The organism is Psychrobacter sp. JCM 18900 (genome assembly GCF_904846625.1).
In the GTDB taxonomy this organism is placed as follows: Bacteria; Pseudomonadota; Gammaproteobacteria; order Pseudomonadales; family Moraxellaceae; genus Psychrobacter.
In genome coordinates, this window is the sequence record NZ_CAJHBL010000005.1 from 47,641 (window position 1) to 73,159 (window position 25,519).

Sequence of the window (25,519 nt, forward strand, 5' to 3'; positions counted from 1 at the left end):
TTACATCCCTTGGTTTTCGATAAAGCCTTTGGCTTCAAATCTGGCAATATGTTGTAAATAAGCGGCTTTGGCTTGAGCAGGTTGGTTAAACACCAGTTGCTGGCGTGTATCCTCATTACCTGTAGTTTGTTCAATGGTGATTTTTTTATGGGCAATGGTGATGTAGACATACGCAATAGAGGTTTCTTGCGCTGCTAAAGTCTGTGGTTTGTTGTTTGCAGTCTCATGTGAGTGGGTCACTGGTTGAGTTAAGGCTGTCAAATCAAGCGTCATTTCAGAAGGTAATGCCTTCAACGAGTTGTTGGCTGCTTTTGTTGGCACGCTTTCTTGATTACTCATCGTCTTATTAACGCGTTTACTCAAGACACGAGTGTCATGCCAGCTGTCATTACTGGCGTTATTCGGGTCATATTGATTGTACCTAAGACGCAGCGCGATAAGATGCGCACACACACCATGAGTGAGACGATGTTGTAGATACTGCGGGCAGCTACATTCTGCTTTGGTCACCAGTCCTTCGTCGCCCAATTGCAGCTGACTGTGGTAAGTACGTCTGTCTTCTTCGACATGGATATCTGCACGGATGGTAATGCCTTTGACAGCAACAGTCTCAACCGAAAAATTCTGTACACCATCGGCACGACTTAATAAATCAAAGGCCTGTTTTTCTGCCTCATTGTGATAAGCAAACTGCGCCATCTCAAGCGGTGCTTGGGTCAATGGTCTGTAATGATACAGCTGCGTCGCCACATCATAGCGAATCAAGCCCTGCTGAGTACCTGATAACAACCATTGCTGCACTTGCTGATTAGACACTGATGCAGGATCTAATGACGTATCTGCTGATAGCAACTTTACCAAGTCTTCTAGATTGCTGGGGGTATTTGCCAGCGTGGTCATCAATACAGACAGGCCGTTATTGTCATCGCTATTATCATCATTGCGAGCATTTAAGGTTGCTTTACCACTGCCTGATAACCCTTCACTAGCAGCTAATGTATTATGCAATGGGCGCTTGGGCAATAATAAGTCAAAGTTTAATGACTGTGACCAGTTGGCTTGGCTAAAGCCTGTCATGGCAAAGGTGAAGTGAAATCCTTTGCCCGTCACGGTCCAATAGCTTGGCATGCCTTGACCCAATAAAGAGACGGAAACACTATCAGCATGCGGCAACAGTCGTTTTAATAGGCTGAGACGACGACGACCCCATAAGCGAATCAGTTTGGCCTGTTGGCCTTGATAAGGTGTCTGCTGTTGGCTGACTTGGCTGGTGACAGTGATATCAAATGGCTCAAGTACAATAATCGGTAATTGCTGTGGTCTGAGTTCAATCAGCAGTCCGCGGCGCTTGCCTTTGATATCAGCATGCATGCGCAGCTCAAACAGCACGTTATAGAGCGCAATAGGATCAAGGTGAATGGTGTCTTGCGGCAATTGATGTGCAGACTGTACTTGTAGCAGTGCTCTGATCCAGCTTTTGGGTACATTGATGCGCTTTTCTATGATCTGTTTTTTTACGGTGGGTGCGGTGAATGCACTATCAGTACCTGTACTGTTTGCCTCGTCATTATCAGCCTCTGGCATGGTTTCGAGTAACTGTAAGCCGACCGCTTCATGACCAATGTCTAATACCGTCTGTTGATGGTCTCGAATTTGCTGAATACCGTCAAACAAAGCCGTACTATAATCAATGCTCGTGGTACCAAGGGTAGCTTCGGCACTTTGCTCAAAAAGCGCATTGGTCAATGTCAGTTGAGCATAGCAGCCTTCATCACGGCTAAATACCTCAAAGCTGACACCCTGCTCATGCACCTGAATAATCGGGTCCAAAATACAAAAAGCCAGTGGGTCATTGTCGAACAACCACGTGAAATAATCACGCTGCGCAGTAAATAGGTTCTTATTGCTGCTGGCACGGCGCATCTGCATAAATACCGTGTACGCTGAGCGGTCTTTTGGCACATAACGGTAGTCACTACTGACCACATCAAACAGCGCTAGCAAACTGTCACGAAAGACAAGGGGAGACTTGACCTTACCGTGGAAGTTAACCTCCGACCGATTCAGCTGAGCAAATAGTGCCACATGCTGAGTGTGTTCGGTCGTTTGCGCCTCCAACAATGAGTCTGACGATTCGTTAACTTGACTGATTTGGCTAGGGGCGGCGTAGTCCAACTGCATCATCAGGCCATCAGTGTTGGCTACTACTTCTGACTCTATTTCTGATGCTTGGTCTAATTGATTGTCTATAGTCATTGACTGTCTCCTTCACCCTGATTGCTTTTTTGATTGCTTTTTTGACTATATGCCAACGGACGCTTTTGCTGTGCTCGTATCATGGCACGTTGCCAGCGGCGTAGTACTTTATAAGCAAGCTTCTGAATGTCTGAGTTTTCATGTGCCATAAGCGTCGTCAGCCACTGTTCAATATTTGGATCATGTAGCTGCCCAAGCGCTTCGATAGCACGGATACGAACCGTCAGCTCCATGTTGTCATTATTTGCACAATGATAGAGTGCATCAGCGTCTTTTGCTCTGATCCACTGTAGCAGCTGTTGATTGATTGGTATCTCGGTAGACGAGCCCTTATGTTTGAGCGCATTCTTTACTACCGTTATTATGGATTTTTGGGTAGATGTATCGCTTTGTTCAATACGAGTTAGTAGCGTTGATAGTAAGGTTCGGTTGTCATAAGTGAGCGGTGATGGAACCGTAGTTGATATGCTGCTCAACGTTGGCACGATGCTTGATAGCATCTTATCTTCAGCGACAGGTCTGGCCAGTAGTGCCAATAGCGCTTGCTGCCACCAATCACTAACAGTAGTAGAGAGTAACGGAACGGAAGTGATGGTCAATGGTTGACGAGAATCATTGAGCCAATCAAGCATTGCCGCGATTTGCTTAGTAGCCGCTTTATCGACAGTTCCTTTGGCAGTTGTAATGGACACATGACGCATGATTAGCCAAACCAGTTGTCTGATGGTACCACCCACTTGCTCAACCATGCTAATCCACTGACTATTGCTGATAGTAGTTGGACTGCGGCTGATGGTGTCGATAAGCGTATGCCATTGCTCGCTTGCAGTGTCAAAACGCTGCTGCAACGTCGCAACCATCTCTTTATCAATATAGTTGGTCGGATATTGGGTCAGATAGCACAGTCCAATATGCTGTGTCAGTGTGTTACTACTGCTAATCAATGCGGTAAGCTGCGATTTTGGCATGTCTTGCTTGGCCATAATGGCATTTTGCAGTGCCATCAAGTTGTCAGCTGGCAAGTGCGCGCCATGCTGGGTGATAAATGCTGCCAGCTCATTGATGCTGCTATTATCAATGATACGCTTTAGACTCAAACGCTCAGTCTCTTCTATAAAGTTATCATTATGGCTTTGAATGGCTGCCCAATCATAAGGATAAACCTGCGATGCGAGGCTGCCCCAGGTTTTCTGTGCCGCCGTATAAGCCACCATGAGCACATCACGATCTAGGTTGTTTTGCTTTAAAATATCTAATATTAATGCTTTATTGGCATCGTTATTATTCATCTGCAGTAGCCATACCGCATGCCTTTGTGGACGGAAGAATATGGCTTTATCGATATGAGTGCGGATATAGCTGCGGATTTGTTCCCAAGCAGGCGTTGTGTTGAGCCAGCGTAGTCCATTTAACCAATGGACAATGGCGGGATTGGTGAAATGGACTGCGGGGTCTGACAAGTGCGATTTTAATAGCTCAAAAATATGCGGACTATGCTCAAAGTCACCACCTTGTGCAAGGCGACCTAAGGCTTCACTGGCCACGTCTTGTAAGTAGTGCTCGTCGTCCTCGGCCAGTTTGATTAACTTATCATAGGCTTTGTATAAGGTATGAACCTGTAAGTTTTTATCAGCGTTGTCCGCAGGCGAGCTAGCATTAGGCGAGTCAGCATTTTGATTGTTATTGCTGCCTAGTAGTTCGCCAATGGCTAACACACTGCAGCTGCGGAACTCAGCATCAGGGTTGTAATCGATCGTGGCCATCAAGATATTGACCCCATCAGCATGACCGCATTTAGCGAGTCCTTCAGCCGCGGCAAATTGCACATCGGCGTCTTTATTACGCAGGGCATTTTGTAATGAGGCAATGCTGCCGTGTCGTCTTTTGGCACGATATGCCAGTGCCTCAACCAACTTAAAGGTATGGTTGGCTGGCATTTGCTCGTAAGCAAGTGCTAAAGCAGTATCAATGCGCGAGGATAAATCGCTGTCGCCCGATTGTACCCATGCCAGTGACGGTAATAGCTGTGCGGCAAGCGCATAATCACTATGATTCATAAGCGTAGTAAACAGCGATAACAAGACTTGCGAGTCTCTAGGGTGCTGACGTTGTAACCAGCGCGTGTCTTCACGCTCCTCCAAATAGTCCTCGATATTTTGATCGTAACCGCTGATTTTTACTAAGGTATCAAATAAATATTTACGCTCTTCTTTATTTTTTTGCGGCGTGTGCTCAAACAGACTTTCTAAACGCTGTAGTAATGGCGCCACGAGATTCGTGTTACGTAGGTCAGCGATATCCCAATAAATAAACTGCTTAGGTTTGTTGATATGTGGATCATCAAGTAAGGCTAATAATCGTAAGTGCGCTTCATTGGCGACCTGTTCAGCAGTCGCAGTATCAAAGCTGCTCTTTAAATGCCCCTCTAAAGTGTTCTTATTGATGAATTGGTACGACGTGAGTGCGTCGACAAGCAGCTGCCAGCTACGATATCTCTCATTACTGGACTGAGCGTCTTCAGCAAAATCAAACAAGTCATCAAATAGCGTGCTGTCCGCAAAGAGTACGTCATGAAACTCGACCAGTTGACTCAGTGCTTGATATTTTGCATTCCAATCATCACTCTTCACAGCATGCAGCAAAAACGTCAGTTTGTCTTGGCGCTGCACTGACGGTGATTGACTGTTTGCAAAGGGCGTGACAATGACTTGTTTCCATTCAGCAACGATCTGAGGCAGTAGCGACTGACAATAGGTCTGTAGCCCAAGTAAGCTAGCAGGCAGATGGCCTAGTCGGTCTTTTAGCAGCTGATAGGTCTCTTCTGCTAAGGTGTGATTATTGGTTTTTAACAAATCAATGAGTTGTTGATCAGCGCTACTACTGACAGTAGCTGTATCCGATGCTTTGCTTTGCTGCTGTACGGCATTGTTATTTACGGTATCTAGCAATAGATCCAAGCCGCGTTTGACCATATCACGGTAGGGCGTGCTCATGGCATAGTCAGCCAGTTTTTTGGCAGGCATGTTTAGCTTATACAAGCATGCCCAAGCCAGCTCACGAGTGTCAAAACTACTGTGGTTGAGTAATGGTAACAACACGCGACTGGTACTGTCTCGCCAGTCCTCATCGTTATTAGTATCAAACGCCGATGATTGAGTAGCAAGCCACATTAGACCTCGAATGGCTTGGTCTGTGGTGCTGCTATTAGCATAATAATCATCGCCTGCGCGTATGACGCCAATCCAAGCGCCAAAAGCAAGGGACTGGTATGGATAATGCACCTCAGAACTGTCTTGTTTGTCAGTAGGAGAGCTATCGCCTGCCATATTAACGGTGGCCGTAACTGGGTGAGCACTTAACAATGCCTGCAAACTGCGTTGCCATTTTTGTAATGTCTCAAAAACATCGTCCTCATCATCATAGTAGTCATGGGCGAGTAATTCAGATAAGTGGCAAATGACACTAATGGTTTGCGCGCGTACCAATGGCTGCTGATGTCGACTGAGGTTGGTGAGCTGTTGTAAATTTTCGGTACTGACGGTTGTCAGAATACTTGCTCGGATAGAGGCCTTATTATTCGACTGTCCTTTAACACCACCTTTATCTGCCGTGTTTGGCATGGCATCCATCATCATCGTGATGACTTCAGAGTGAGAAGATAAAACACTGCTTAATTGACGTGACAAGTAATCACTTAGGTACTGCCACGCTGACGATAGTGCTTGCTGGTTATTAGGGTGTTGTACGTCATTCGGGTAACGAGCGAGTATATTGGCATAGACTACTGCCGTGTCATTATCGGCAAAGCTTAGGGCTTCTATCAGTCGGTTGGGTCGATCAATGTTAGAGGCGTCTGTTTTAGCAGCTTGCCAGCCATTCTGTAAGTCATTAAATATCAATAACAGTCTGGCTGCTACTGTATAGGACTCTGACTCAAACAAAGGCTGTAATTGCCGTGCATGTGTAATACCTAAACCGTGCTGCGCTTGTAGCCAATGCGTAGGTGTCATCGGTGCAACAAGCGTACTAAGATTGTCTGTATTGTCTCTCATGTTATGAGTAAGGAAGTATTGCCCGCGAGCATCACCCAAAATAGCCAAACACAAACTGGCTGATTGATTGATAATGTCGCGCTCATCTTTTTGCCATTTCACCAGTAGATCAATGTCCTCAAGAGAAACTATCTGCGTCATCTTTGGTGCAAGAGGTTTAAAATCAGCATCAGGGTGGTGTAGATATTTAGCATACCAACCTAGTGCATCATGCTTTGATGGGTATGCCAATTTAGACAAGCCAGATAGCGCTTGGCTTACATGACTGTGCCACTGGGTATAGCTGTCACTTTTCTTGCCTTGAGAGGGCATAGGCAGTTCTAGATAATGTTTAAAGACTTGGTACGCTTGTTCATCACTCCGCTGTGCCTGTTCTTCGTCAGCATATAAGCGAGATTGGCTGGCAAGTAGTTGAGCGACTGTTAGCTGTATATCAGGGTAAGGGCTGTTGAGGGCAGCGGTAATCAATGCTTCGTGTTGATTCGGTTGATCATCGGTGCCGTTTTTATTCGCTAAAATAGTAAGCTGTAAGTCTGTCAGCGCCAAAGCAACCGTTAAGGCTTGCTTGCGCAGCTCAATACTGTCATCAGCGAACATAGCCACTAGAGCTGGCATCAGTTGTGTCAGCTGAGTCGTATTGGCTTTGGCTTGCACTGTCGTAAGGGCCAGTTGCTTGGTATCAGCATAAGGGCTGGCAAGCGCGTTCAGCATGACATCAGCAAACCCTAAATGTTTACTTTGCTTAAGTGCAATGTCAAAGGCTTGCTTACGGATAGCTGTAAACGTATCTGCGAAAAACAGGGTCAAGACGGCTTGATTGGTCTTTTGGTGGCTGGTTTCTTCAGTGTTATTGGTTTTATTTGTTTTATGTTTCGAGTTCATCGCTAGCAACAGTCGTTGCCATTCTTCTATCGCCACTTGATGCACATCTTCAAACAGGCTTTGCTGCAATAGCTTGATAATATCAACGATAGTACTATCAGAAATATCGTCAGAAACGTTTTTAGAAATATTGTCAGATGACTGCTTAAATTGGCGGTTTAATAGAACTTTAACCACCTCTAGCCGAATACTGGTAAAAGGGTTGTTCAATGCCTGTAGCAGTATGTCTGTCATCTCTGACGACATCTGAGCGCTTTTGTCACTGCTATTACCACTATTTGAGCTATCTGCTGCAACATGCTTTAAAAACAGTGCTAAAGACTGCTCATGAATATCTTGATGTTTAGAAGCAAAACCCGTCGCTGCCCAAGACAATGCATTGTCTGCCAACTTACCATAGGCTTGCATAGCCACTTGGCGCACGCCAGCGTCCTTATCGTCTAGTAATGTCGGTAGGACTGCTTTGGCGTCTTCTATATTTAAATGACCAAGCGCGGTGGCCACACCAGCACGGATGATGGCGCTGTCTTCATGGCTCATCAGACTAATCAGGGTGCCAAACGCCCGTTTGTCTTGTAGGCAAGCCAGTGCATAAGCTGCTCGGAAACTGATATCTTCATGACTATTGCTTAAGCTTTGTAATAAGGGCTCTAACGTGTCATTGCTTAGATTTATAGATTCAGCAGCAGGCTTCTTGGATTTTGCCTTTTTAGCCTTACTCTTAGATGCTTGGGTACTATCTGCTTGCGAGATAAAATCTTGCGTGGATAAGGTTAAACGGATCGCCTCATCGGATTGTTTAACATTATTATTCGCCGCTGTACTACTAGCGTTATCTAGTAGCGTGCCGCGCAGTAAGCGAAAGTCATCAAAATCAGACAGGGTACGCAATGTTTGCGTGTCGCCTTGCTGTTTTAACGCCTCTATTAACTTGGGTTGAGACAGTAATGAGACATAAAACGCCGTTTGCCTAATCTCTGTATTACGATGATTCTGTAGCAGCATCAATTGACGTGAGACTTCAAGGTGATTTAGCATGCCGCGCTGATACAGACGAATCAGTCCTGACTGGACAATGTCTGACTGATTGCAGTCTAATGCCATCAAATCTGCTTGAGGACTGTTTTCTGGCAATAGTGTCTCAAGGGACGCCAATGCTTGCTTGCGAATATTCGCAAAACTGTGTGACAACGCGTCTCTTAAAATAGGTAAGATACGGCGCTGGTTGGTAGCATCCCTCATCGCAACCTTTAGGTAACCTTGTAACGCAGAAGCCACCACTTCTTCGTAGTAACGGTTTTTAAAGGCTTCTTCTAAATAATGCAGCGGGCGCTTCGCCGTACTTGCGCGATCGGCCAAGGCATGAAAAGCAGCAAGACGTACTTTTGCACTGTGCGCCGAGCATAGTTGCTGTTCTAAAACCTGTGCAGTTTTATCAAGGTTAGTAGTAGCAACCCACTGTACCAATTGCAATGCTTGGTTGGCCGTGAGCGTGTCGCTATCAGTAAGTAATTTTTTAACCAGCTCTAACGTTTGGTTATCTGCTTGTGCCTGTAGCAGCGCCAAGCCTTCTTTAAACGACACATCGTTATTGTTTGACGTATCTGTCAGTAATTGGCCGATTCTTTGATAGCCATCTTTGATGATATAAGTGACTGGCAGCAGCTTGCTATTTTTTGCCGTACTATTTTGTGAGGTGCTATTCTGTGACGTACTTTGAGTATGGTCAATAGGTATGAAACGTAAGCTCTGATCGGCACTGACTACGATGAGCGCTGGTTGTTCAGCGTAAGAAGATAAGACAATCTGTCGAGCTTTGGTCAGATCCTCTTTACAGCTGTTTGGTTGACCTTTATCAAATGCCCATGATTTGACGCTCTTGTCATCTGCTGCGGTAAACAACCGAGTGTCTGAGACACAAAGCGCCGTGATCATTTCACTGTGTTGGCTAGACTTGGCTCTATCAACAGGATGCAGATCGCCTTGGACATGAGTACGGTATAAGCCCTTATCTGCGCCTGCTGAGAAGAAGTACTGACCGACTGGCTCAAAACAAATCGCGTTTACTTTACCTTGGTGGAGCTGTTTGCGGCTACTTAGAGTGAGCTGAGCTTTATCTGATACCCATTGATAGCTACTAACATCTCCCGTTTTATCTGCCACGACTAACCACGAGCCATCGTTTGAGGTTGCTAGCGCTGTTAATGCAGACTCCTTACTTGATGCTGCTATAGAAGACGAATAAGGCTCAATAATGATAGGACTGCTGGCTTGGCTGTCTTGATAAGGCCATACCACGATATGTTTTGGATATAAAATAGCCAGTGCATCTTGTAGTGGTGCCATTGCTACGGCACAGCCTATATCATTGTTATTATTTTTAGGTGCATCGAGTAAGGATTGCGCACTGGTCTTCTTAACTTTCTTGGCTTGCCAATCCGTTTGATAAAGATGACCATCGTCACCAATCATTATCACCGTACTGTCATCTATTTTGGTGATGGCTTGCATCGCACAAGGCAGCGCTGTTGTCGATAAGCTAAATTGCTCACCTTGTTGGTCAAGGACGTATAAGACCGTAGTGGATGCTTGCTGCTGGCGAGTAATAAAAAGACTGCGCCCATCTTGCTTGGTTGTCTTTTGAGTTGCCACTTGGGTGCTGTTGGACTTACTGACTAGGCCAATAATTTGACCCCAATAGGGGAGTGTTATTGTTTTCATGGTGTTATCTCAGTTGAGGTGACGTCATATTTTTTTAAGTAGCTATTTATCTATATCTGTTTGCCAAAGCCGTTAAGCCGATGCCACTAAGCCGATGCCACTGGCTGCAGATTTTTAGATAGCTCAGGATAGCGATGCAATAACCGTGTGACGGCAACCAAACACGCATGACGCTCCATCTTGCCTGCCGAGTGCGTAAAGGTGAACAGTGTGGGCATAATGAGCGCCGCAAAGGTACTGTCAGCTAATGCCACATCACGAAAGGTCTCAATCAACGCCAATTTAGCACGACTCGCAGATATAGGTTTTAGCGTGATATTGCTATTTGACTCAGTTTGCTCCGATAAGGTTTTATCTGAGTAGCGTTGTTGCTTATGCTTACTGCTGTCACTAGTACTGGACTCTTGCGAACCGACTAGACGGCCAGGTGGTAGCTCAAAGAGACCACGGCGTAGCAACATCAATAATTGGTCGACTTCTGCAGGCAAGCTTGCCAAACGTTTATCTGACTTCTCTGCTATGACTGGTTGAGCGCAGCTGTCTTTATCTTTACTATCGCTACTGGCTGGTTGCCAGTTTGGAGACACGTGATGCGCCTTGTAGTGTTTCCATAGCATGGTCACGGCGGCATAACGTACTTCACGGTCTGTGCTTTGGGTCAATCGATATAGAGACTGCACATCTTGGAAATTGGCATGACGCTGTAGCAAGGTGATACCGATTTGGCGAGCGACTCGCGCTTTGCTTTCAATCAAAGCATTCAACATGCTAGCATTCAATTGTGCTGACTGAACGTGGTAACGTCGATTGGCAACAGATGGCTTGTCCAATAGCGCACGCTTTAACAGTTGAGTGATATCCGTATAGGGGGATTCTGCCATCATCAGCCATAGGGCTGGCGTTGGTTGCCACGTCGCCATCTCATACTCACTCAGTAATAAGCCAAATTCTCGCAGCTGGCTGTTACGGTGTTGCAGTAAAGGAATGACGCGCTCCGCATCAAAGAATGAAGAAGGGATAATCGCATCGGGATCGACTGGTCTGTCTGTCAGTGCCATACAGATCTGTTCATGATGATGACTGAGGTAGCTGATCGCAAGCTCGCTGATAGGTGCAGTAGCGTCATCTGTTGCCATATGCCACAGTGCATTGGCACCTGCAAAAGTATCGTCTTCAGACACCTCTCTCGATTGACCACTCAGCATCTGCAAAAAGGCAGTTTCGGAAATAATCTTTAGGGCAGCACCATCGGCGATTAAGCTCTCGGCTTTAACTTGCTTGCTACCTTTACGGCCATTACCGTATAACGGTGAACCATCATCACCGATGACTAAGTAATCTAACTTGCCATTAACAGCACCACTGATGGCACCATTAGCCGCTTTCACAACTTTTTCGGCCTCGCCACGAGTCATGCTTTGCATCTTGCCCGTGAATAAATAGCGTTGGCCAGTTAAATCTACTTCAGTAGTAGCATCGCTATTCGAGTCTTTATCGTCAGTGCCATTACTGGAAGCGTTGTCAGTAGAGTCGCCTTCATTACTGTCAAGATATGCGATAAAGTCAGCAGGCAAAAACCCTTTGTTAATGCGATCAATCGCAAATTCACGATAGAGTGCTTGTTCGCTATGCGCAAGATTCATAAGCCAGTCGAAACCTAAATCTATCGGTGCAAACCGACGCACATCAGATAGCCAACTCCTCACGTTTTCTGCTAAGTACTCATCAAAGGCCAAGTGCTTTTGCCAGTTTTTAATAGGAGTGTCAGCAGATTTTAGTTGTTCAACATATTCACTCACTTGCCAATCAGGCTCATAGGCAAGTGCATGCCAATAGCTCATATCAAGCGTTGCTGCTGACAGTACATCTTCATCAAACCAATCGGTAATAGTGGATTGCGACAGTGGATGTAATAGCAGCATTTGCCACACGGCAGCATTTACTTGGCTCAAATCCAAACGTCTGAGCTGGTCCAACGCAAAGTCCATGCAGTCGCTGTCGTTATTAGCAGCGAAGTCCTGTTGCTCTGGTATATCTAACTGCTGGGCAACGCGAATAAAGTATTCAGTCCCTAGCTCTTTGGCACTATAAAGCTCAGGCAGTTTTTTTATCGCAAATTTTACGCTGTGTGTTCTTCCGCTAGTCAATCGTTCAAAAAACCACTCAGGGGTTAAATCGCGCCTTGTAAAGTGTTTGCTAAGTTGCTTGCTCGCGGTTTGATAGTGATGCTCTGTGTCTAATAGCTGCCCCCAACCGTTGACACCGATATCAGAAACAGGATCACGACTCAAGATATTGTTGATGGCAAATGCTCTAACAGGCTCATAATCTGACATGGCCAGTAGCATTAGCTCAGTGAGTGATAAGTCCTGAGCGTAGCTTTTGGCATAGCCAATCGCATACTGATAGGCGGCAGGATAGTGTGAATGGAGTAGTTGTAGCACCACTTGATGCAAGCCCAATGTTTGAAATTTAGACTTTTCAAAATGCGGTGAATTTTCTAATAGCCAAACAATCATCTCATCACGTGCTTTGCTATGCGCTTGTCCGGCAGATAAATATTGTAGCGTCGCACCACTCACATCACGTAATTGGGTCTTAAAGTCGTGTTTTAGGCTATCGGTTGCGAACTGTCTGACAGCCTCATTTTTGGCGATAGCCAATAGCTGGATAAGTGGTTCAGGGTCTCGTTGCCACGCCTCAGCGAAAGCGCGACCTTTGGCATCAAAGAGCTTTCGAGGTGAGCGACTGCTGAATCGATTGACGCCATAATCAAGACTGTTATGGAAACAGATATGATTGAGCACCCAGCTGTTCGTTTGTTCAAGGCTGCCTGCCGTCATGGTTTCGTCATAGCTGGCGAGTACAGAAACGGCGGCATCAATGTAGCCAATTGGCATTTGCTGTCCTAGCTGGCGCAAATAACGCCATGCTCTAAGGCTCATATAGGTTTTAGTAGCTAGGCTGACCGCAGCGTTGGCGGTTTGATTGAAACGCTGTAAATCAATCTGGGCAGCTATTTGTCCAAAAACCTCATAATCTTGAGAAAATTCAGCTTGCTTATAAATACGCTTTAAACCCTTCCACACACCGTAGCTGACTGGCAAAGCTGTAATGGCTTGTTTTAAAATAGTTCTAGAATACGCGCTGCCATCTTCCCACAGTGCGGTCAGTATTATGTGAATTTTGTAGCGATCTGGGAGAGGGTAAACGCCTTCGTCTGCTTCCAGTTTGGCAATCATTGCCACGCGCTCTGCAAACTGTACTTCGGGGTGTTGCTCCCGAAATTGATGACTAAATATCTTATCTAAAAACCGATCAAAAGTAAGCTCATGCTCAGGTATGGGCGTCTCGGGAAACGCATCAGCTTGAGTTGCCAATGTACATAATTTATCGACCAAACTTGGATCTTGGGCTTGCCAAGCTTGCTGAATTTGTGAAAATGACAGACTCATAGCAATTTGCCTTAATTTTTATTTTTTCAGTGCGCGTAATTTTGTAGCACCATAAAAGCGCGTTTCACAGAAAATATCAAGGACTTTTGTAAGGAAATATATGGGCTGCGACATATAGCGTCGCGCATAATTTTATTTGCAATTATATATTGACAATAACAACTATTATGAGGCAAACTTAACGAGTTGTGAGATTTAGCGTTTCACCGTTTACGGTGAGGGGCGACGTTGCGTCGTCCACGAGTCAAGCCATTACATTTTACCCAAGGAAGACTGTTTCAGTCCTGCTAATACCTAGATAAAGGCCCTAGTGTCATTAGCTCGCTGGCGCAATCACGCAATCGTGATTGAGCTAATGCACTAGGGCCTTTATCTAGGTGCAGTCCAGTGAGTCTTCCATGTACCAGGTCATGAGGTAGATTACACAACAATTGAGTGTGACATCATTATGATGGCATTCAAGGCCTTTAAAGCAAAACCGGATTAGGGCTGTTTATTCAGCGCTATTCCGGTTTTTTATTGCCTGATTATTAGTTGATAATAAAAAAGCCCTTTGTCTATCACAAAGGGCTTTTTAGTACAAAAATATGATTTTATACGGAACTATTTATCCCCAATAACCATCAGGACATTTAGGCAATTCAACCAAAGTGCGACGTAACGCATCTGACCATTGATGACGAATCGTATTAAAGTACTCGTCACGCTCATCAATACGTCGGCCGTTTGGCAGAGCTAGGCTGTCATTGTCATAAAGTACAAAATCTATCGGCATACCGACTGATAGATTTGAGTGAATCGTGGAATCAAATGACAGCATCAGCGCACGTGCCGCGTGTCTTACATCTGTGTTATAGCTGACAGAACGATCCAAAATAGGTTTTCCGTATTTGCTTTCGCCCAACTGAAAGAAGGGCGTATCTTCAGTGGCTTTGATGCAATTGCCTTCAGGATAAATCAGGTATAGCTCAGGTGGCTGTCCTTTGATTTGACCACCAAGCATAAACGAGCTAGTAAATGCACCATCGCGACTAGAGTTAGCGACTGCTTTTGCATGATTCATCTTTTCACGCATACATTCGCCAACCATTTGCGCCGCATCAAACAATGTCGCTACTGTATTGAGATTACTCTCAGCACGCTGGTCAATGTCGCTTTGTAGTTTATTGAACACTGCCTGCGATGTCGCTAAGCTGCCAGCTGTCTGTAGCACCATAAAGCGCTCGCCCTCAACGCCGTATTGATACAACTTTCTGAATGTCGATATGTGATCAACACCGGCATTGGTGCGCGTGTCACTGGCAAAGACCATACCGTCTTTTAGACGAATGGCAGCACAATAAGTCATAAAATACCCTTGATGAATAAACGTAATAAAAAATAGCAAACGCTATGATAGCTTTTTGACTAATACCAAACTGTAAAGATTTTCGTAACCGCCGCCCATACGCACGCCGCGAACAGGCGCTGTATCTAGATAGTCTCGCCCAATAGCCACATACACATGTGAGCTTGGGGTAAATGCTTGATTTGAGATATCAAAAGTATACCAGTAACCATCCAGCCAAACCTCAGCCCATGCGTGACTGGCCATGTGATTTTCGGTATCGTCATACAGATAACCGGATACATAACGCGCTGGAATCTGTTGATCGCGCAAGATACCTAAAAATACATGCGTATGGTCTTGGCACACACCGGCACTTGTCGCAAACGCCTCAGCAGCGGTCGTACCCACATGCGTGACGTCTTTAACAAAAGGCATCTTCATAATAAGGGCATTCGCCATTGCCTTTAAGCTGTCATGAGTAGGGGTTTTCAGATATGGCGCTGCAAATTCTCGCATTTCTTGTGAGCATTTGGTTAACGGGGTTTGTACGGTAAATAGCAGGTAGGGGACATGATCCATATCCTCTAGTCGTTCGGTTTCGGTGTTGATCTCAACGATACCCGACGCCTGCATTTGTAAGTTGTTATGTGCCTCGTTACGACTGAGTGTGAGCCATGCATTACCAAAGCCGTCCTTTTGATTAGTCGCCACTTTAGGGAGCATCACATCCCATTTATGAATGGTTTGGTGTGGCATTTGCATAGGGGTCATGCGTATATACTGTACACTGCGCTGCGCCAGCTCATCGTAATAATAGTTGGTTTGGTGACTGATTTGAAGTTTCATGGCATTTTCCTTATAGCATCTTTCTATTTTCTGTTTATTCCATATGTCTCATGAGCCATTGTTATTGGTTTTTGGCTAGACACCTTCTAGACACCTTGACGCAATATGAGATTGAACTCCTTGCTAATCAGCGCAAAATCACTAAATTTCTTTGACCTGATCATCTGGTTGGTCAAGCGGATAAGCTCACGCCAGCGCGTATTCTCCGGCAACTCATTAATCCAGTGTCTGAATTCAAAACTGATCTCTGTTGAATCTTCTCCTAACAAGACGGCACGCTCAAGCTGCTCAAAGTGACGCCCTAATTGCCAGAAGCAAGTCACTGTCGGATTTTCTTGTTTCATCGCCGCGTTACACGCGTGTAGCTGCAAGGTGGCCGCTCGATACGTGCCAGCACTCGATAAACGCTTGATCAAGTTATATAACTCAGCGGTATCTTTACCAATGACACCTTTGGCCTCTTGGACATTGTCCTCAATCGATTGCACGATATTGGGTATGATGTTTTGTTCCAAATCAGACATCATTTGTGCTTTCATGGTGGTCAGTGACACTTCACCATCAACGGCAAACCCTAAATGGCTAATTAAATGTCTGATCTGTGATTTTTTGAGATCGCCTTTGATGAGTTGTTTCATAACATCGTCGTAGTAATACAGACGCTCACTATATCGGCCTAGCCATATTAAGTGACTGGCGGTAGAGAGTAGCAGTATCATGGGCGCATCATCTAAACTCTCGTAACCTGTTTCTAAGGGCTGGACGCGATCATAGTAGTTCGCATGTCCTGAAGCATTGACCCCTACCGATGATAAAGGCGAGCACTTGTCAGTTTGCTGGCTGTCTAAATCACTGTCATCAATAATCCAAGTGTCTTTGATACCACCACCTTGTGATGAATTGACGACCAAAGAGCCTTCAACCATGGCCACTCGTGTCAGACCACCGGGTACAATATCTACTGTGCCATCACCATGACTGAGGATAAAGGGACGCAAGTCAATATGACGCGGTGCGATACCGTCGCTTACGGCAGTAGGATTGGTAGATAGTGAGATGGTCGGTTGGGCAATAAAGCCGGCTGGGTTTTCAAGCAGACGCAGGCGATATTCTTCGATTTCTTTTTTGGTCGACGTTGGACCAATAAGCATCCCGTAGCCGCCTGAGCCCTGTGTTTCTTTTACCACCAGCTTGTCTAGATTGTCGAGTACATATTTGAGATCGTCGGGCTTACGGCACTGGTATGTCTCAATATTAGGTAGGATAGGCTCTTCATTTAGGTAGAATTTAATCATATCCGGTACAAAAGGATATAAACTCTTATCATCGGCCACGCCCGTACCTGGGGCGTTAACAATCACCACGTTACCAGCACGATAAGCACTCATTAGCCCTGATACACCCAATATGGAGTCAGATTTAAAGGCTAACGGGTCAATATAGGGATCATCAATGCGGCGATAGATCACATCGACTTGTACCTTGCCACGAATGCCTTGCATATAGACTTTGCTGTCTTCAACGACCAAATCATAACCATGGACGAGTGGTACATTCATCTCATGCGCTAAGAAGGCATGCTCATAATAGGCACTATTAAAGCGGCCTGGAGTTAAAATGACGACTTGTGGATCATATTTGGATGTAGAACTGGCTAGACAGGCTTTGAGACGGCTAGGGTAATCACTGATACCCATAATAGGCGTGTCAGAAAATATATCAGCTAATAATGTCTCTGATATATTGCGGCTTTCAAGCATATATGAGACGCCTGATGGGGTACGCAGGTTATCCTCTAACACACAAAATCTACCTGTCTCGTCTCGAATCAAATCAATACCGCTGATGTGCGAATAGATAGGTTTGTCCAGCTCAATGCCCATCATCCATGGCTCATAGCAGCCACTGGCATAGACGTAGCTGGCAGGGACAATATCCGCCTTCATGATGGCTTGGTCATGGTAGATATCATGTAAGAATGCATTGAGAGCCGTGATACGCTGTTTACAGCCTGCTTCTATTTGTTTCCATTCGCTCGCGGCAATAATGCGTGGAATGATATCAAACGGAATCATACGCTCAATGTTTTTGGCGTCGCTATAGACCGTAAAGGTAACCCCTTTACGGTAAAAGATATTTTCTGCTTGTTCGTTTAGATAATTGAGGGCATCCATATTGATGTTATCAAGCCAATGGCCAACAGCTTGTGCCACTGGGCGATACTTACCCTTACTTATCTGTAATTCATCGAAACTTTGTGGTTTTTTCTCAGGTTTTTCTGAAGTGTCTTTTGTTAAGGTATCTTCGGTCGGTGTTGACGCGGGACTTTTAGTATTGTCATTGGGCACTTTTATGGATTGACTCTGACTCTGACTCTGACTTTGATTTGCAGACTTTTCTTTGTCTGGGTTTCCATCCTTAGACTGACTTTGAGATGCTGTTTTATTCATAAATACCTCACGTATCCTTGGTAAAGTTATACTTTATGATGAATACACTGTCTATGCTAAGTAGAGTAGCACTTGTACTGCGCCCAACAGGTAGTCTATCTCCTGTATGGACTATACAACGGTTACTGAGCAATATACAACAAGAGTTAAATAATAGATTTTTAAAAACTTGAACCTAATTCCAATAAGTTTAACTCAATAGAAACAGAAGGAGAGAAGAGATGAAGCTACGTAGTAGGTTTTTAATGCTGGCAGGTATAGGGTTGTCAGCGACTATCAGTGTGACTGGCTGTGGTAGCGAACCGACACAGACGGCCTTGCCTGCTGGTAGCACAGTGGTCGCACTTGGCGACTCTCTAACCTATGGTTATGGCGCAAATCCTAAAACAGCGTATCCTACGGTGCTAGCAGAGCTAAGCAAATGGAACGTCGTTAATGCAGGTGTCAATGGTGATACTTCTGCAGATGTGCTTACTCGAGTGAATAAGATCACTGAGCAAAACCCTGATTTGGTCTTACTGGGTGTGGGTGGTAATGATGTATTGCAGCGCATCGCACCTGATACGACTCGGGCTAATATCGTCGCGACTATAGATACCTTACAATCCAATAATATTGATGTTGTCCTAATCGCTGAGCCGCATCTCAGTACCAGTGCTTTGTTTGGTAAGGCCAGTGATAATCCACTGTATGAAGATATTGCGGAAGCTGAAGGCATACCTCTGTATTCTGATGGCTGGTCAACTGTACTGTCAGATGAGGCTCTAAAGTCTGATAAAATTCATGCCAATGCGGCAGGCTATAGACAGTTCGCTGAAGGGTTGCATGATTATCTAAAAGACGAAGGGTGGGTACGTTAAACCGCAATGTAAACCACAGTTTTTAAGTTTAAAAATTATAAGTAAGGTGGATGTCTGTAGTCAGTATATAATGCACAAAAAAAGCAGAGAGTTTATTGGCAAGACTCTCTACTTTTTTATTTTCATTTTGCTAATGACAAATAGTCGATAAATTTTATAGCCAGTTTTATAGTCTAGTCTTTTTCATTGTCACCCATGACGACTACCAAACCTTCATCAGCGGCTATCTTACCTTCGCAGATATCTTTATAAACCTCCAGTAAGCCTTTAACTCCATCAAGCTCTTGAATCTTTAACCACGCACTAGTTTTTGCAGTGCTATGCATGATATAGCGCATAGAGCGTTTATTAAATTCTTCAGGGCCCCATTCTTTCATGCATTGCTGTACGTGACTGGGTGCAAAAAACTGTTGGCTACGTTCTTGAATGATACCGTCTACATGGCGCGGTTCATCCCAATGCGTGATACCGACATTGCTGGTGTAGCGCATGTTGTCGCCTAAGTGCTGATGCAGCCTACTAAGCACGTCAGTATTGGCCGACATATCTACAATAACCGTTGGCTTACTTGCATCAATCTGCTCTAGGGTGTCATAGCTAAGCACACTGTTATAAGCGTCAATTGACTTAACAAAATCTATATTACGGTTTGAGGTGAGACCGATAACGTGCGGTGCGTCTTTATCATCAGCTAGGCCATATGCTAAGCCAGTACTGGTCTTACTCGATGCACTGATAATCACTACTTGCTCTGCACCAAACCAGTCATTACTCTTCAACAGATCATGTAAGCAAAATGAGGTTAGGTGCAAGACAAACAACAGCATGCGCTGATCGTCATGGGCGCGATCATAGCCTCGTTCATGATTAACACGCTGGTATAGGTTATAACCAGGTGGTAGCTCGGCACGATGGACACTACCATCTAGCAAGCTGGTTTGGGTGACTCGCTTGGGTGCTATGATTAACTCATTGGCGGGCGGGAAGTAACCGAATAAACGCTCACCGACAGGTAGTGCATCACTATTGGACTCTACAACATCGCCAAATCCCCATACTGGAATAATACCCCATTTCTCAGGCTCGTCACCATTTGGCGGAAAAAACTGCCAATAGCGTAATTGGTCACCCATGACTGCATAAGTAATATTATTCGCAGTAAAAGCAAAGCGATCAACTTTGACACGTACTTCGCCATCACCTAGGGTATGTACAGGCGTCTCTTGCAGGCGAGCTTGGGTTAGATTTGCTTTATTGGTTTGAAATTCTTGCATGGTTATTTCCTTTTTTATTTTATAGTTATCGGATTAAGCATTAGCAGTTTTGGCTTGACGCGCTGCCGTAATTTGCATGATTTCACCCATGAGCTTGGGCATGTTTGCAGCGGCTTTTGGTCCTGCTTCTTTTAAACGCTTAAGAATAGCTAACTCTTCAGGTGGCGTGTCTTCGCTGGCACGTACCAATTTGGTGAAGCCATCTAAGCGATTGTTGATCATCCATTCACGTAGCGCTGGCTCTTTTGACCAACGCATCTGATTCTGCATTTGTTTAACAAGCCCAACCAAAAAATCCGTATCATGATTTGGGATTGGCACCACTTGGCATAACTCATTTTTGATGGTTTCATCATCATAACTGGCCTCGATGTGGGCGATAAATGCGGCACTAAATACAGGCTGATAGGTACGTACGGTTTGTACCACCACAGTATCACCTTTGAACACATCGTACGTCTCTGTCACTGGTACTGCCCGTGCAGAGCAGTCGATATGCATGGTGTTAGGGGTGGTAGAAATGCTGTCCTCACCAAAATAAATCTTGTCAGTATCTAAGCGAGTTACGCGACCTTTACGCACAATATTTTTAACACGGCGTAATTGCTTAAGCTCTTCACTACTAATGGTGGCACCATGGAACATTTGCGGGCGTACATTTGGATCAATGCGCATTAATACCCCGCCTTTTTCTAAACGATTAAACAGGTCTTCGATGTTTTCTGCCTCAGCAATCGCTTCTGCTTGAGTAGCCTGCGCTCCAATAGTATGGGTGAAAAAATCACGAGAGGGTTGGGTATTTTTACGATCGATCAGCCAAGCATCTCTTGGCATAATCCACGTGATATTGTCTGGATCAATATGGTTCTCTAGTAGCCATAAAACCGCATCAATACCTGTCTTTCCGCCGCCGATAATAACGTAACCATCACGGGGTTTGGTTAGACTTGGCAAGTCATTTAACGGGCCAAACTTAACACCTTTAGCAATCTCGAAGTTTGGGGTATGGGTCGCTGGTACTGAGGTTTTAAAATAAGTGCCATCAATGATTTTTTTATTGACCTTAACCTCATAGCTGGTATCAGACAGCAATGATGAAAACTTGCCGTCGCCTTTGTACTCACACATCGGGAAGTACTTTACGCGGCCACTTGGTAAAAACGTGTGCTTCATGACCTTATCAAAGTACGCCATGACTTCTGCCCCTGACGCCAGCTCAGACAAGCCTTTATTTAAACCAATCTTATCAATCATGCCGCCGCAAAGCTCACGCGAACTAACACCATAAAAAGACGATGGCTGATGCAGTGTGACAAACGAATAAGCATCGTTCCAATGACCACCTGGCTTATGATGTTTATCGACGATAATAATATTAGCATCGGTCTCTGTAAGCAGCACATCAGCAAAAGCCATGCCCACCGCGCCACTACCAATGATTAGATAATCCGTTTCTAGCTGTTGAATACTCATAGCGTCCTTACTCTAAGTTGAATTTTTATCAATACAATCAATTCATAATTGTTTGTACATAACAGTGTTATATACTAGAATAACACTGTTATAATTGTCAAGACATAGTGAGAATCTAATGGATGCCAGAACCAAAATACTAAACGCCGCATCTGAGCTTTTCTTAGAAGGGGGTGGGGACGCCTTGAGTGTACGCGCTATATCCAAGCGGGCAGGACTGTCCACCATCGGTATATACAGTCACTTCCAAGGTAAGCAAGGCATACTAGATGCGCTGTACATAGAAGGGTTTAATCTCGTTCGTGAAGCCATGGATGTCATTCCAGAGGGTAGAGCAAACAAAGAGCAAGTGCTAGAGGCGTGCTTAGGGTATCTCAATGTAGGCGAGAAATATGAAGCGCATTATCGGCTGATTTTTGGGGAATCTGATGCAGGATATCAGCCCTCAATCGAGGCCATTGCAGCAAGAGATAGCGCATTTTCAAAGTTGGTTCGGGTGGCGGGTTCTTATTTATCAGAAGAGGCTAGCATGACGGAACGTCGGCAAATAGCGTTGGATATTTGGGCCATCGTACATGGGTACGTCAGTATTAGTCACCATGTGGTGTTCGACGATGGATTGGAATTGGATTGGAAGACCATGGCACTTCGTGTAGTTGGAGTACAGTTGGATGCCATAAAGTCTTCTTAATAACGATATTGCTGTATTTGTGGCAAGTGAGTGCATGCTAGGCTGAGTTATTTCAATATCTTAAGGTTTAAGGATAGCAAATTATGTTTGGCATCATAAAAGATTGGCGTGAACAGCGTATATTAGATAATAGTGAATTTACCCATGCCGATTGGATGCAAGCGGCTGAGCGTATCGTGATACTCGACAGATTGAGTGTTGACGAGATGACGCATTTATTTGAGCTCGCGACATTGTTTTTGGCTGATAAGTCCATCACAGGCGCACAAGGTTTTGAGATTACCGATGCTGTCAGACAGTCTATTGCACTGCAAGCGTGTTTGCCGATCTTGAACTTAGGTCTTGATTGGTATGCTGGTTGGTCATCCATCATCATTTATCCTGGCTCGTACAAGAGTAACAGTACCACGGTAGATGAGTTTGGTATCGTCCACGAAGGCACTCAGCACCGTAGCGGAGAAGCATGGCTGCGAGGGCCTGTTATTCTTTCATGGAAGGACGCTAAGCACTCAGGCGAACGTGATGGACACAACGTTGTCATTCATGAGTTTGTACATAAACTCGATATGATGAATGGGCGTGCCAATGGCTTTCCGCCGATGCAACCTGATATGGATCCTGCAAACTGGACACAGATTATGAGCCGCGATTTTGAAGATTTTCAAACACATCGCAAGTCAGGGCTTGATCGTTATGGCGCAACCAATCCTGCAGAATTTTTTGCCGTTCTCAGTGAAGTGTTTTTTGAAACGCCGCAAAAGCTGGTTGATGCTTATCCAGATATTTATGAGATTATGGTGAAATTCTTTCGTCAGACGCCGTTATAAGTGATATTTATAGAGATAGTAATAGTAAGCTGTATTTAAGACAGCATAAGCATATTGGAATTGGGAAAGCTTAGGTGATCAACACTATAAGTGAGATGTGGCGAAAGTAGAAATCTATGAAAGTGCTGATGGAAAGGCGCAAGTAGATGTACGTTTTGAGCAAGAGACTGTCTGGCTGTCACAAGCACAAATGACTGTGTTGTTTGGTCATGATCAATCAGTAATTTCTCGTCATATCGCCAATGCCATAAAAGATGAAGAAATCGATGAATTTGCAATATGCAAAAAATGCATATTGCAAATTCAGACCGTCCGGTGACTTTTTACGACTTAGACGTGGTTATATCAGTCGGTTATCGCATCAAATCTCCTCAAGGTGTGCAATTTAGGCGTTGGTCAACGCAGCGACTACGTGAATACTTAGTACAAGGCCATACGCTCAATCAACAGCGCTTCGATAAGAACTCTATTAAATTGCAACAAGCGCTAAACTTAATCAAAAAAACCGCACAAAGTCCCGAGCTTAAAACTGACGAAGCTTGCCATTAAAAATTATACCAAAAACCATGTAGCACAAGCTGCTATATATATTTACTTGAATATATACAGCATTTATAACCAGATAGAGTAGGCTGCCAATTTAAACAAGTCTTATAGAAGTTGTCGGGCAATCTTTCTCTACGTCTTAAATCGTCCATTGATCATTAATGATAGCCACCAGATATCGCTTACCTTGATACTCATCAAATACCAAGCGCAATACACGCCAGTCCATACCATCATACTCATCCGTGCCTTTATAATAAAACTCTACAACGTCTGAAGCTTGGTATATCTGTTTTAAGTTATTGATAGAGTTGCCATTATTTTTGAATTCATTGATGCTGATATTGGCATTATTGAACTTTTTGCTATCTACCCAAGTATCCAAATAAGTAGGCAACGGCGTGACTAACAGATCGCCAGTACCATCTTTTTCGCCCCAAGTAAATTGGATGTTGGACTGCTGTAAATACTGTGCAAATTGCCCGCGGCTAAAGACTTTATCTGACTCAGGCCGTACATAAGCGTACATCGAAAAACGAACGCCACGTGTTGGATGGATATCATTAGTGATTCTAGAAAAGTCCTTACTTGCCAGTGCACGCTGTATACGTAACGCTTGCTGTCTAAGGGTTTGCTGACTGATATCAGCATTAATAAGTGTTGATGAGCTACTGGTTGGCTGAGAGACAATGGCTTCACTGGACTCAGAAGCAGACTGACAACCCGTAGCAGCTAGCGTAAATAACAGAAGGCTGCTAGAGGCTAATGTCGCAGATTTTTCCTTAAAAAAAGCAGGTAATGTCATCATAAAATCATCCTTAGCACAGTTATTAGCGAAAGAAAAATTACTATAAATTGTCACGGGAACTGGTAAAAAATACCATAAAAGCGCTATGTAATAGATATTTTGGTAAGTAAACCTGAATGATACGATAATACAGCAGAGTCCGAATATAGGTATGATGTAATAGTCGGTAACACTGATAGGACAAAAGCTCGCAGAGAACACCATGCCAACATACAAATCGCTGACATTACTATTGACCATAGGACTGATGCCTGTCGGTCACGCTATAGCGGATGTATCAAAAGTAGATCAGAAACAAAATGCCATGGCTAATATAAAGATTGCGACCATCACGAAAATGTACCAACAAGATATTGATGACCAAGGTATGATTAATCCTGTCGTGCTGCAGCAATATGCAGATGCTGACTTGCAAGCAGCCATGCAACTTGAGCAAGCGTATTTTAATAAAACTCAGACGTCCTGCAATATAGATTACGATGTACTTTGGAGCTCGCAAGATCCTGACTATACGCAAGACAAAAAGTTTTCAATAACTGATCAAGGATTGGTTCAGGTTAGCTTGGCACAAGGTAGCGATATTTATTATGAGCTGTCATGTGACAACAATGATAAAACTTGCCAAGTTGCAGATGTGGTTTTAGATCAGAATGACAAAACTTTGCGTCAGCATTTGCTTGAAACTTGTCGTTAGTAAAAGTCTATAACTCAAACTCATATTAAATCTGATCTAAGGTATAAGAATGGCATGGTACAAATGGTTTTGCGCTTAACTATTAAAACCGTTGGTTTGTTTTCGCATAATGTATATTATGTTAAACTAAGGCTACCGTACAATAAGTTCATGGGATTATGTCTACATCATAAATAACAGTCAGTTTAGTTAATAGCCGTTCAAATATAATGTACATGTCATGGCTAAGTAATCATTGCAATCGTCACTATGGCAAACCTTAACTGAATCTGTTTTATCAACTATATGTGGAATCCTTTTGACATCTAGTATGCTTGTACTCAAACTTGGCACATATTCATAATATAGCTAACA

Annotated in this window: 14 protein-coding genes and 1 pseudogene; 6 read left to right on the forward strand and 9 right to left on the reverse strand. The window is 44.3% G+C overall.

The window, feature by feature from the left end; translation table 11 throughout:
- The 6 genes and pseudogenes from JMX96_RS10380 to JMX96_RS13715 form a co-directional block, all read right to left on the reverse strand.
- Complete coding sequence (locus tag JMX96_RS10380; protein ID WP_201568941.1) at positions 1-2,256, reverse strand: hypothetical protein; 2,256 nt, start codon at positions 2,254-2,256, stop codon at positions 1-3.
- Positions 2,253-9,911: a HEAT repeat domain-containing protein gene (locus JMX96_RS10385; RefSeq protein WP_201568942.1), complete on the reverse strand. Its 7,659-nt coding sequence runs from the start codon at positions 9,909-9,911 to the stop codon at positions 2,253-2,255. Before JMX96_RS10385 ends, JMX96_RS10380 begins: the two co-directional genes overlap by 4 nt.
- A gap of 86 nt (positions 9,912-9,997) precedes the next feature.
- On the reverse strand, positions 9,998-13,366 hold the full coding sequence (locus tag JMX96_RS10390; protein WP_201568943.1) for a BRCT domain-containing protein: 3,369 nt from the start codon (positions 13,364-13,366) through the stop codon (positions 9,998-10,000).
- 607 nt (positions 13,367-13,973) lie between these two features.
- Entirely contained in the window at positions 13,974-14,714 is a 741-nt protein-coding gene (locus tag JMX96_RS10395) for a peptidase (protein WP_057760236.1), read from the reverse strand.
- 42 nt (positions 14,715-14,756) lie between these two features.
- Positions 14,757-15,542, reverse strand: coding sequence for a transglutaminase family protein (locus JMX96_RS10400; protein WP_201568944.1), 786 nt, complete (start codon positions 15,540-15,542; stop codon positions 14,757-14,759).
- Between the two features lie 854 nt (positions 15,543-16,396).
- Positions 16,397-17,992: pseudogene (locus JMX96_RS13715) on the reverse strand (circularly permuted type 2 ATP-grasp protein); the annotation flags it as partial.
- Between the two features lie 221 nt (positions 17,993-18,213).
- On the opposite strand from JMX96_RS13715, the gene JMX96_RS10410 reads away from it, so the two are divergent.
- Positions 18,214-18,852, forward strand: a complete 639-nt coding sequence (locus tag JMX96_RS10410) for a GDSL-type esterase/lipase family protein (RefSeq protein WP_201568946.1) — start codon at positions 18,214-18,216, stop codon at positions 18,850-18,852.
- Between the two features lie 173 nt (positions 18,853-19,025).
- On the opposite strand, the gene JMX96_RS10415 is transcribed toward JMX96_RS10410, so the two are convergent.
- Both JMX96_RS10415 and JMX96_RS10420 read right to left on the reverse strand, forming a co-directional pair.
- Entirely contained in the window at positions 19,026-20,126 is a 1,101-nt protein-coding gene (locus JMX96_RS10415; protein ID WP_201568947.1) for a DUF2855 family protein, read from the reverse strand.
- A gap of 33 nt (positions 20,127-20,159) precedes the next feature.
- On the reverse strand, positions 20,160-21,599 hold the full coding sequence (locus JMX96_RS10420) for an NAD(P)-binding protein (RefSeq protein ID WP_201568948.1): 1,440 nt from the start codon (positions 21,597-21,599) through the stop codon (positions 20,160-20,162).
- Positions 21,600-21,717: 118 nt separating this feature from the next.
- On the opposite strand from JMX96_RS10420, the gene JMX96_RS10425 reads away from it, so the two are divergent.
- From JMX96_RS10425 to JMX96_RS13700, 4 genes are all read left to right on the forward strand, one after another.
- The gene (locus tag JMX96_RS10425; RefSeq protein WP_201568949.1) at positions 21,718-22,290 is read left to right on the forward strand and encodes a TetR/AcrR family transcriptional regulator; all 573 of its coding nucleotides are present in this window, start codon (positions 21,718-21,720) and stop codon (positions 22,288-22,290) included.
- An 83-nt stretch (positions 22,291-22,373) separates the two neighbouring features.
- Entirely contained in the window at positions 22,374-23,117 is a 744-nt protein-coding gene (locus JMX96_RS10430; protein WP_201568950.1) for a zinc-dependent peptidase, read from the forward strand.
- Positions 23,118-23,214: 97 nt separating this feature from the next.
- Complete coding sequence (locus tag JMX96_RS13695; protein WP_265088986.1) at positions 23,215-23,436, forward strand: hypothetical protein; 222 nt, start codon at positions 23,215-23,217, stop codon at positions 23,434-23,436.
- Entirely contained in the window at positions 23,397-23,666 is a 270-nt protein-coding gene (locus JMX96_RS13700; protein ID WP_265088987.1) for a virulence RhuM family protein, read from the forward strand. The genes JMX96_RS13695 and JMX96_RS13700 overlap by 40 nt, the downstream gene beginning before the upstream one ends.
- Positions 23,667-23,802: 136 nt before the next feature.
- Here the strand turns inward: JMX96_RS13700 and JMX96_RS10440 are convergent, their stop codons facing one another.
- A complete protein-coding gene (locus tag JMX96_RS10440; protein ID WP_201568951.1) occupies positions 23,803-24,471 on the reverse strand; it encodes a hypothetical protein in 669 nt (222 codons plus the stop codon).
- A gap of 202 nt (positions 24,472-24,673) precedes the next feature.
- Between JMX96_RS10440 and JMX96_RS10445 the strand changes: the two genes are divergently transcribed.
- Positions 24,674-25,165 carry a hypothetical protein gene (locus JMX96_RS10445; RefSeq protein WP_227677023.1) on the forward strand — a complete coding sequence of 164 codons (492 nt, stop codon included), beginning with the start codon at positions 24,674-24,676 and terminating at the stop codon, positions 25,163-25,165.
- Positions 25,166-25,519: the final 354 nt, after the last annotated feature.